Raw genomic sequence first — 9996 nt, forward strand, 5'->3', positions numbered from 1 at the left:
TTGTTTTCTAGATCCTAAATTCTAACGTTTTAACTCTTACCAACAGTAGTTGATAAAGAGGCCTTTTTTTAGTTAAATGGATTAGTACGTGTACTTTGTTCAGTTTGTTGTTGATCTTGTGCTTTTTTCTGTTGTTCTTGTAATTTGCTAGAGTCTGTAGTTAAGTTGACAGTTGTTTTTGCTTCTTTGCCACTGCGGTAATAAGTTAGTTCCATTTTATCACCAATTTTTTTAGCGTATAAAATAGATTGTAATTCAGCAGTACTTGAAATGTCTTTACCATCAACTTGTGTAATAACGTCATATTGTTTTAATCCAGCTTCTTCAGCAGGAGTATCTTTTTCAACTGAAGCCACCACAACACCATTAGTGATTTTATCATCTAGTTTTAAAACATTTTTCTTGTCTTCAGCATTTAATAGGTTTAAGTTGACCATCTTGATTCCTAACATAGGACGAGCGACAGATTTACCTTGCTCAAGTTGATTAATGATATTAACAACTTCATTACTTGGAATAGCAAATCCCATACCTTCAGCACTCACACCAGAAGCTGCTTGAGCAATTTTACTTGAATTGATTCCAATAACTTGTCCAGCAGTATTGATCAAAGCACCACCAGAGTTACCTGGGTTAATCGCCGCATCTGTTTGAATAGCTTTACTGTTAATAATCGCACCATCAGATGTTTGATTAGTAATCATACGATCTTTAGCTGAGATAATCCCTTGAGAGACAGAGTTTGCAAAAGTTGAACCAAGGGGAGACCCAATTGCTAAAACAGTTTCTCCAACTTTGATGTTGTTTGAGTTACCAAATTCAGCAATAGTTGTCACATCTTTATCAGAAATTTCCAACACAGCTAAGTCACTATATGTATCTGTTCCAACGATTTTCGCATCCGCTTTTTTACCATTATTTAACATGATACTAACTGCATCCGCGCCAGCAACAACGTGATTATTTGTTACAATATATGCTTTACCGTTGTCTTTACGATAGATAACGCCACTACCTTCTCCAGCTTCTTGTAATTCTCCTTCAGTATTTTCAGTATTTGATGAGCGACCAAATATTTTTTCTATTTCAGATAGTTGAGAATCACTTTTTTGTAATGTTGTGACAGATACAACAGCATTTTCAACTTTTTCAACTGCTTTTGTTACTTCAGATTCAACATTGACCTTAACGTTACTAACTGTTGTTTTTCCTTTTTCAACAGTTGTTGTATTATTAGTTGCAGGGGTAGAACTAGTATTGTTTTGACCGTTAATATAAGTGTAACCACCAACAACCAGTAATCCTCCTAGTGCACCAGCAGCTAAAGAAATACCAAATCGTTTAAAAACTGATTGTTTTTGAGTAGATTGGTTATTATTTTTATGTACAGATTCTCTTTTTTGTTCTTCGTTTGGTGTGACGTCTTTTCTCATAGATGTCATCCTCCTTTTAGTTTATGTTTAACTTGAACTTATTATAAGATAAGATTGAGTCATTAGTCTAATTTTAATGACCATAATTGAACAATACTTGAAAATCTTAAGATATTTTTTTAAACTATGAAGAAATGATGAATTTAAGGAAAAAGTATGAAGTTGTGCATAAGTAGGAAGTTATCAACAAGACTTATGCACCACTAAGTGGATAAGTGGACAAAATGACCAAAATATTATTTTTCTTATGTGAGTAACAATGTGGATAAGTGTGGATAACTTTTTAGATGACTAAATGACAAGAATGGATGGTAAAAAATGAAAATAAAAATAATTACAGTAGGAAAACTAAAAGAGAAATATTTAAAACAAGGGATAGATGAATATAGTAAACGTTTGAGTAGATATTGCAAATTAGAGATGATTGAAGTACCAGATGAAAAAGCGCCAGAAACGTTGAGTCAAGTGGAAATGGATCAGGTTAAAGAGAAGGAAGGACAACGCATTTTAAATAAAGTCAGTGATCAAGATTATGTCTTCGCTCTGGCCATTGAAGGAAAACAATTATCATCAGAAGAATTCGCTAGTGAACTAGATAAATTAACAACACGTGGAAAAAGTCAATTTGTGTTTATTATAGGTGGTTCATTAGGGTTATCCACAGAAGTGATGCAACGAAGTGATGAAAAAATCTCTTTTGGTCGCTTGACTTATCCACATCAACTGATGAAATTAGTGTTGACTGAACAAATCTATCGAACTTTTCGAATTAATAATGGAGAACCGTATCATAAATGATGCGGTTTTTTTGTGTATCAATTAATTATAAAATAGGTTACCTTTGTTCCACAATTGATATGGACATTTGTGTTATTGAACGTTTTTAGTTGGGGTGATAATATGAGATTACAGAAGAATGTTAGCTAACAGAGGGGTATATAATCATGAACGAAAGACAACAATCTATATTAAGTATACTAGTTAATAGTAATGATTTTTTTCCAGCTTCTTATTTTTTCCGTTTGTCAAATTAAGCTAGACAAAATATCATTGTCTACATAACTCAAAAATACTTCCAATGGTGTTTTATAGTTTAATGATTTTCTAGGAATATTATTTCTTTTAGATGCAATAGATTAGATAAAAGATTCTTCAACTTTGTTGAAATCCATTTTTTTAGGTAAGCCATCTTTACGTAATAAACCATTAGATTTTTCATTTAAGACTCGTTATGAGGGTGTTCCTGAATCGGCAAAATAGATATCAATATCATTTAGATTGCTGCTTGATTTCCAATTAGAAAATTCTTTACCACAATCGAATGTGATTGATTGAAATAGATGACGTGGAAACTTTTTAAGCTAATTATTTAAACTATTTTCGATATCTATTGCTCGTCTGCCTATTGGTTTTAACGTAATAATCACTTTAGATAGTCTTTCAACGAGTGTGATAACAGCACTTTTATGATCTTTTCCAACAATTGTGTCGCCTTCAAGATGACACAATTCATTATTAAAGAGTTGATAATCCTTATGACGTTGACGGATGGTTCTTTTAAAGACTTGTTTGCCTCTTTTTTCTTTATAACCATTTGCTTTCCTTTTACCTTTCATAGGTAATGAAGTCAAATCAAACAGTCCTTGCTTAAATAACCTATAAAGAGTACTGATGGAACATGAGATAGGAAACTCAGCACGACCAATAATGACATCTGGAGTCCATCCTTGAACAACCTTCTTTTGAATGTATTCTGTTTCATCATCAGATAAAGAAATAGGACGTCTGCCACAATTCTTTTTATTATTTTTGTATCTTTTATAATAATCTAGTGCAGATAGTCCCTCGTCAAAAGCTTTGTAAACATTATAGATAGTCTGTTTTGCTCGTTTCAATTGTTTCGCAACGTATGTTCCTTTTTTATTTTGATGGTAATAAGATTCTATCAAAACTAGCTCGTCTGTAGTCAGATGTGCATAGGTCATTTGTGGTCCCTCTCCTTGTTTTCTTTGGTTGGAAAGACAATTTGAGTGTATCACAAATGATTTTTTTAGTTGTCTAGCTTAATTTTATAATCGGCGAATTATTTCCTCTATATTAAAACTAACCATTAATTTTAGGCAATTACTATTCTTCCATATATCTAAAAATGCTATATTTTTGTTTTCTCATGATCTAAAAATACAGGTAAACTACAGATTAAAACTATTTGAACTACAAATCTCTTTGGTATTCTTTGTTTATAAATTTTAAGGAGAGTGTTAATGATGAGAATTAAAAAAATGAGCGTTTTATTATTATGTACAGGTTTATTTTTAGTAGGTTGTAGTAAAAATGGTGAGAAGCAGGATAGTGAGACGGTAAAAGAAGTCAATTTAGATGATATTAAGTCAAAAGGGAAAAAACAAACTAAAACAGTTGATGGTAAAGAAGTTGAAGAATATATTATGGAAGATGGAACGACTATTCAGATGGACCCGGAAATGCAAAATCAAGACGCACAATCAGAGTAATATCGTTTAGGAGAGACGTATGAAGCGAATAAAAAAAAATAAATGGAAGACAATATTTATGAGTACGTTAGTTGTCTTAATAGTATCTTATGGTGGATATCGCTACTATAAAGGGCATAAACCAGATAGTAGCAACTCCCCTTTTGAGATAAGAACAGTTGAAGAGATGACAGAATCATATACTAAACCTAATTTGACTTTATCTGGAGAGGTTATAGCTAAAAATAGCCAAAGGATAAAAATTGATTCAACGAAAGGGCAAGTTAAAGATATTAAAGTTAGGGAAGGAGATACAATTAAAAATGGTCAAGAATTATTTTCTTATGCAACAGAACAACAACTAAAAACGAAAGAAGCAACATACTCTAAAGAAGAAAAAGAACGTCAATTACAAGCAGCTCGAACAACTGCTTCTTTAAAATGGGAATCATATAATAAAAAAGCTACAGAGTTAGAAGAATTAAAAACTAAAAGAAATAACTCAACTGACGAAGAAGAAAAAAAAGCATTGTCACAAGAAATAAAAACGTTAGAAAATGACATAGAGATGAAATATTCTGAAGCCTTATCAGGAGATAATGACATAGTAACAGCGGAAGCTGAATTAAAAAAATTAACAGAATTTGAAAAAGTAGAACAGGAACGCCTGTCTTACGATGTGGTGACATCAGACGGTGAGGGCAAAGTGACATACATCAATCAAGAATTACCAAAATTATCTCAAGAAAAAAAACAAGAAGAAACGTTTATGGAAATTGTTGATCAAACGGAATTGTACGTGACAGGAAAAGTAAACGAATTTGACAGAGAAAAAGTCGAGTTAAATAAACAAGTCGAATTGGTGGATAGAAAAAATCCTTCCATTCGTTGGAAAGGTAAAGTAGTACAAATAGCTAATTTAGGCTCAGATGGCGACAACAAAAAACAAGAGGATAATCCAAATGTCACGAAATATCCTTATAAAATATTACTTGAAAAATCAGATAAAATGCCAATTATAGGGACACATGTTTATGCTAGCTTTTTATCTAATGATGAAGACGCAGGGAAAATGATCGTGGAAAAAAAGTTTTTATTTGATATCAAAGGAAAAACAGCGTCTGTTTGGAAGGTTACGCATGGTAAAGCAACAAAAGAAGTGATTGAGTTCAAGGAAAAAAATAATGATGCAGTGGAAGTTACAAAAAATATGACCATGGCAGATAGGTTGGTTAATCCAACGTCTGAAGTAAAGGAAGGGGTTGAGATTAAGTAACATGTTGACATTAAAAAATATCCAGAAAAGTTATTTTCAAGGCGAAAATGAACAAAAAGTACTAAAGGGAATAGACCTTGAAGTGTTAGATGGAGAATTTATCGCTATTATGGGGCCGTCTGGATCAGGAAAGTCTACTTTGATGAATATTATTGGCTGTCTAGATAAACCTAGTCGAGGTGAGTACTTTATTGAAGAAGAAAAAGTCAGTAATTTCAGTGATGATGACCTTGCTGATTTGCGTAATCAAAAGATAGGCTTTGTTTTTCAAAATTTTAATCTTCTTCCAAAACTATCCATTCTTGATAATGTTTGTCTGCCACTCATTTATTCAGGTGTATCAAAAAATGAACGCAAAAAAAGAGCTTATAAATTATTAGAATTAGTCGGTCTAAAAGATCATGTTAATTATTTCCCAAACGAACTTTCAGGCGGTCAAAAACAACGTGTCGCGATTGCTAGAGCATTGGTTAGTAAACCAAGTTTTATTTTAGCAGACGAACCTACAGGAGCATTGGATACAAAAAATAGTATTCAGATTATGTCCCTATTTAGAGAATTAAATAATCAAGGGACTACGATAGTTTTAATTACGCATGAGCCTGAAGTAGCTGATTTATGTGATAAAACGATTGTGTTAAGAGATGGTCTTTTGTTAGAGCAGGCAGTCATTGGTGGAGGTGAGTAGATGGAGGAAGTATCTTCTGCACTGCAGTCAATTCTTGCTCATAAGATGAGAACTATTTTGACAATGTTAGGTGTGATAATTGGTATAACTTCTATCATAGCGATTTTTAGCATCATTGAAGGAAACACAGCAAAAATGAAGACCGAGTTAATTGGTGGAAATAATAATATCACTGAAATAGAGTACAATAAAAAATCTGTTTTTGATTCGACTATCGCAGATAAAAAGAATCCTGTCACACCAAATTATATTCCAAAAATTAGTGGAGAGATGATGGATAATATCAAAAAACAAGAAGGTGTAAAAGATATCCTGCAAAGCTATGTACAACAAAATGATCTATTTAATGGCAATATAAAAACAAATGCTACAATATATGTAAGTACCAATAAACTACTCGATTTTAAACTATTTGATATAATTAAAGGCAATAAAAAAAGTGATCAAGGATTTGTAAATCAGGTTACTTATTTGCATGAATTAACGTATAATAAACTATATCCAGAAGATGATGGGCTTGGACGATATGTTGAAATAAATGGCACTCCATTCAAAGTGATTGGTGTCTACCGTAATAAGGATGAAAAATCTCGTAAATATGGAACAGAAAATTCCGCGATTATCCCACTATCAGAAAAGTCAAAAGTATTTGAAGAAATTGATGTAGCACCAACTTTTTTATTGCAAACAGAAAAAACAGACCAACTAAAAACATCAGGACAAAAGGTCGCAAGTATGCTAAATGAAACCTTACCTAAATCTGATTATACCTATGGAATTCGCAATTTTAAACAATTTGAGCAACAGTTGGAACAATTCAATCGCTCTAATTTTATTTTGTTGGCTGGTATTGCCAGTATTTCTTTAATAGTTGGTGGGATTGGGGTGATGAATATCATGCTTGTATCTGTCACTGAGAGAACCAGAGAAATAGGTGTGAAAAGAGCTTTAGGAGCTCGTCGGATTGTCATCTTGAGACAGTTTTTAGTAGAGGCTATTTTAATGACAGTTTTAGGAGGTATACTGGGAATTATGCTAGGATTGATTTCAGGATATCTCATCACACAATATCTCAATTATCCATATATTGTATCGTATTTGGCCGTTGGTATAAGCTTAGTGTTTTGTACGGTTATTGGTGTTGTATTTGGCTTGTTGCCTGCTATGAAGGCATCTAAGTTAGATCCTATTGAAGCATTAAGATTTGAGTAGTAAGGAGGAGAGTATATGCATGTTTTAGTAGTGGAAGATGATGAAGTCATTAATCAAGTCGTGACAGAATTTTTGAAGGAAAATAATTATGATGTCACGTCTGTTATCTCTGGATCAGAAGCACTGCAGTCGTTTATTCAAGGTACGTTCGACTTAGTGTTACTAGATATTATGATACCTGAAATAGATGGGTTAACAGTATTAAAAAAAATACGTGAAGAATCAGATGTTCCTATTATCATGCTGACAGCTCTTGATGATGATGTCACACAACTGGCAAGTTTTAATCATGTCATTAGTGATTATGTCGTCAAGCCATTCTCTCCATTGGTTTTGATGAAAAGAATTGAAAATGCGTTAAGAAATAATAAAAATGAAGAAAAAACCGTTCGCGTTACATCGGATATTCTAATTAAAAAAGAATCATTTGAGGTTTTGTACCGAAATGAAGTAATCGAGTTTACAGGAAAAGAATTCGGTATTCTATTAGAATTATCAGAGCATATTGGTAGAGTCGTAACTAGAGAACAACTATTAGTGAAAGTATGGGGATATGATTATTTTTCGGATGACCGAATACTCGATAATCATATTAAAAATATTCGAAAAAAATTGCCATCTCTTCCACTTAAGACAATAAAAGGTAGAGGTTTCAGATTAGAGGCGCCACTATGAAGTTATTTACGAAAAACTTTTTATACACTGTGTCTATTATTTTTCTTGTAGCGACATTATTGTTAGGTACTTTGTATATTGTCATGCCTAGATATTATTTGTATACGAAGGAAAAAGAAGCGACTAAAGAATTTAGCGATGTTGTAAAAAGTATTAAAGACAAATCAATTGAAGACATTCAATCGACACTAGCCTATTCTCAGAGAAGTCGAGACGGCCTGAACATTTCTGTCTTTTCTGATAAAGAAAAACAAACAATTTACCCGACAATTGATGTGAGTCGGATAGATTTGGAAATTAATTTATCTGAACCCATACAAACTACGACTAACAAAGTGATGAAAGAATCAATTGTTGATGCAAACAAAAAAGCATTGACGGTTTATGGCGAGTATTCAATTCAACCAATATCAGAAGCACGACAAGTCTTAATTAAATTATATCCCCTACTATTAGTAACGTCGTTAGTTTTAGGAGGAATAGCAGCATTTTTTTATAGTCGTTATTCGACAAAACGTATTTTAAAAATGTTGGAAACAACGACGAATATGATGAGTCTAAATCCAGATGTTGCGTGTGATATGTCTGGTAAAGATGAAATCACACAGTTAGCGACGAATATTAATCGTTTATATGACACTCATCTGCGAACCATTTCAGCACTAAAAAAAGAGGTAGACAAAGTCGAACAAGTTGAAAAATCCAAATCTGAGTTTATGAGAATGGCATCACATGAATTAAAGACCCCTTTGGCCGGAATGATGGGCATTGTTGAAGGGATGATTTACAATGTTGGTAAGTTTCAAGACCACGATACGTATCTAAAAATGTGTCGTGAATTATTAATCAATCAATCTAACTTGGTTCAAAATATTTTATCTATTTCCTCTCTAGATAACATAAAACAATTAGAAGATAATGTTGAAACGATATCGCTAAAAGAAATTGTGAATGAGCAATTAGAATCTTATTTATTGTTATCAGAATTGGGAAATTATCAAGTAACGAAAGAGTTTTCTGGAAATTCTAATGTTTTGGGAAATCGTTTAATGATAGAACGTGTTATTTCTAATATTTTAAGTAATGCATTTCGGTATAGTACGATTCAGACCACTATTCAAGTTATTTTAGAGGACAATGTATTTTGTGTTAAAAATCTGTGTTCAAATATTGAATTAGATAACCCTATGCAGCTATTCGAACCGTTTTATCGTTCCGATTATAGTAGAAATAAACAAGATGGTGGATCAGGCTTAGGATTGTTTATCGTTAAGCAACTTGCTGATAAAAACAATTGGAAAGTTGATATAACTATCGATGAACAACAGCTATTTGTTGTGACAGTTGTATTTTAATAGGACAGTTAAACGCAAAGAATTAGATACCAGTGTATATTTATGGTACTTCACGATATATAGAATTTTGTTATATGTGTGTGTTATTTATTATTTGGTGGTTAACTTAATTTTACAACAAGTAAAATATTTAATGAAATAAATCTTGTTTATCAAGGTGAGTTTAGAGTATTACAAATAAGAATAAGATTTTCAAAGGGCAATCCATTTAGATTAAGAATGGAACTGACCCCAGAAGGCAAGACAAATCTAAAAATACCCTCGTTGAATTCATGTAAAATGAAATTAACGGAGGTGTTTTTTTTGGCTCTATGTCAAATCGTGTTGATGGACAATAATATTGATGAAAAAGTCTCAAAAATGAAATAGAATTAATTGAAGTGAGGGAAGAAATTCTCTCGCTTTTTTATTGGCTCTTTGTCAACTACTGTTGGTAAGAGTTAAAACGTTAGAATTTAGGATCTAGAAAACAACATGTTTTCTAGATCTTTTTTGGTGTCTTGAATACAGATTTTTTTAAACAAATTGCTATTCGTAATTTGAAATTATAAAAACTTCTCATGCCATAGGCATTACGGTTAATGACTTTAATATGATTGTTCATACATTCTAAAGGACCGCTTGAATACGATGTTTCAAAAGTATTTTTTATTTCTTCTTGATACTTTCTAAATGTTTTAAAAACAGGTATATACTCTTGAAAAAGAGTTTTTTGATTGATTAAATCTACAAATAAAGAATAATCTTTTGTTTGAAAAGCTCTTAAAATCTATTGATAAATATTATAAGCATCTGTAAGTTCAGCATTGTAAGTAAGTAAGTAGGCGTTCAAGTAATTCTTTTTCAGAAAGATACGTTTTAAATG

9 protein-coding genes and 1 pseudogene are annotated in these 9996 nt (G+C 32.0%); 7 read left to right on the forward strand and 3 right to left on the reverse strand.

Features of this window, described 5'->3' with window-relative positions:
• Nucleotides 1–68 precede the first annotated feature (68 nt).
• Nucleotides 69–1433 (reverse strand): S1C family serine protease, encoded by a 1365-nt coding sequence (locus tag DW196_RS10640; RefSeq protein ID WP_118251240.1) that lies wholly within the window; start codon nt 1431–1433, stop codon nt 69–71.
• Between the two features lie 318 nt (nt 1434–1751).
• On the opposite strand from DW196_RS10640, the gene rlmH reads away from it, so the two are divergent.
• Nucleotides 1752–2231 carry a 23S rRNA (pseudouridine(1915)-N(3))-methyltransferase RlmH gene (rlmH, locus tag DW196_RS10645; protein WP_118251241.1) on the forward strand — a complete coding sequence of 160 codons (480 nt, stop codon included), beginning with the start codon at nt 1752–1754 and terminating at the stop codon, nt 2229–2231.
• 227 nt (nt 2232–2458) lie between these two features.
• Here rlmH and DW196_RS10650 read toward each other — a convergent pair.
• A pseudogene (locus tag DW196_RS10650) lies at nt 2459–3418 on the reverse strand (IS30 family transposase).
• Between the two features lie 279 nt (nt 3419–3697).
• On the opposite strand from DW196_RS10650, the gene DW196_RS10655 reads away from it, so the two are divergent.
• The 6 genes from DW196_RS10655 to DW196_RS10680 are packed head-to-tail and all read left to right on the forward strand — an operon-like array spanning nt 3698 to nt 9131.
• Nucleotides 3698–3946, forward strand: coding sequence for a hypothetical protein (locus DW196_RS10655; protein WP_084657150.1), 249 nt, complete (start codon nt 3698–3700; stop codon nt 3944–3946).
• Nucleotides 3947–3965: 19 nt separating this feature from the next.
• Nucleotides 3966–5201 (forward strand): HlyD family secretion protein, encoded by a 1236-nt coding sequence (locus tag DW196_RS10660; protein ID WP_118251242.1) that lies wholly within the window; start codon nt 3966–3968, stop codon nt 5199–5201.
• Nucleotide 5202: 1 nt separating this feature from the next.
• Nucleotides 5203–5889 (forward strand): ABC transporter ATP-binding protein, encoded by a 687-nt coding sequence (locus tag DW196_RS10665; RefSeq protein ID WP_118251243.1) that lies wholly within the window; start codon nt 5203–5205, stop codon nt 5887–5889.
• Nucleotides 5890–7101: an ABC transporter permease gene (locus tag DW196_RS10670; RefSeq protein ID WP_118251244.1), complete on the forward strand. Its 1212-nt coding sequence runs from the start codon at nt 5890–5892 to the stop codon at nt 7099–7101.
• 15 nt (nt 7102–7116) lie between these two features.
• A complete protein-coding gene (locus DW196_RS10675; RefSeq protein ID WP_118251245.1) occupies nt 7117–7776 on the forward strand; it encodes a response regulator transcription factor in 660 nt (219 codons plus the stop codon).
• Complete coding sequence (locus DW196_RS10680) at nt 7773–9131, forward strand: HAMP domain-containing sensor histidine kinase (protein ID WP_118251246.1); 1359 nt, start codon at nt 7773–7775, stop codon at nt 9129–9131. Before DW196_RS10675 ends, DW196_RS10680 begins: the two co-directional genes overlap by 4 nt.
• A 481-nt stretch (nt 9132–9612) precedes the next feature.
• Here the strand turns inward: DW196_RS10680 and DW196_RS11810 are convergent, their stop codons facing one another.
• On the reverse strand, nt 9613–9900 hold the full coding sequence (locus tag DW196_RS11810; RefSeq protein ID WP_118251247.1) for a transposase: 288 nt from the start codon (nt 9898–9900) through the stop codon (nt 9613–9615).
• Nucleotides 9901–9996 lie beyond the last annotated feature (96 nt).

The organism is Vagococcus sp. AM17-17 (genome assembly GCF_003471765.1).
In the GTDB taxonomy this organism is placed as follows: domain Bacteria; phylum Bacillota; class Bacilli; order Lactobacillales; family Vagococcaceae; genus Vagococcus; species Vagococcus teuberi.

What these genes read in the sequence shown, in the direction of transcription:
- DW196_RS10640 (WP_118251240.1), bottom strand. Translation starts at nt 1,433, where the DNA reads ATGAGAAAAGACGTCACACCAAACGAAGAACAAAAAAGAGAATCTGTA.
- rlmH (WP_118251241.1), top strand. Translation starts at nt 1,752, where the DNA reads ATGAAAATAAAAATAATTACAGTAGGAAAACTAAAAGAGAAATATTTA.
- DW196_RS10655 (WP_084657150.1), top strand. Translation starts at nt 3,698, where the DNA reads ATGATGAGAATTAAAAAAATGAGCGTTTTATTATTATGTACAGGTTTA.
- DW196_RS10660 (WP_118251242.1), top strand. Translation starts at nt 3,966, where the DNA reads ATGAAGCGAATAAAAAAAAATAAATGGAAGACAATATTTATGAGTACG.
- DW196_RS10665 (WP_118251243.1), top strand. Translation starts at nt 5,203, where the DNA reads ATGTTGACATTAAAAAATATCCAGAAAAGTTATTTTCAAGGCGAAAAT.
- DW196_RS10670 (WP_118251244.1), top strand. Translation starts at nt 5,890, where the DNA reads ATGGAGGAAGTATCTTCTGCACTGCAGTCAATTCTTGCTCATAAGATG.
- DW196_RS10675 (WP_118251245.1), top strand. Translation starts at nt 7,117, where the DNA reads ATGCATGTTTTAGTAGTGGAAGATGATGAAGTCATTAATCAAGTCGTG.
- DW196_RS10680 (WP_118251246.1), top strand. Translation starts at nt 7,773, where the DNA reads ATGAAGTTATTTACGAAAAACTTTTTATACACTGTGTCTATTATTTTT.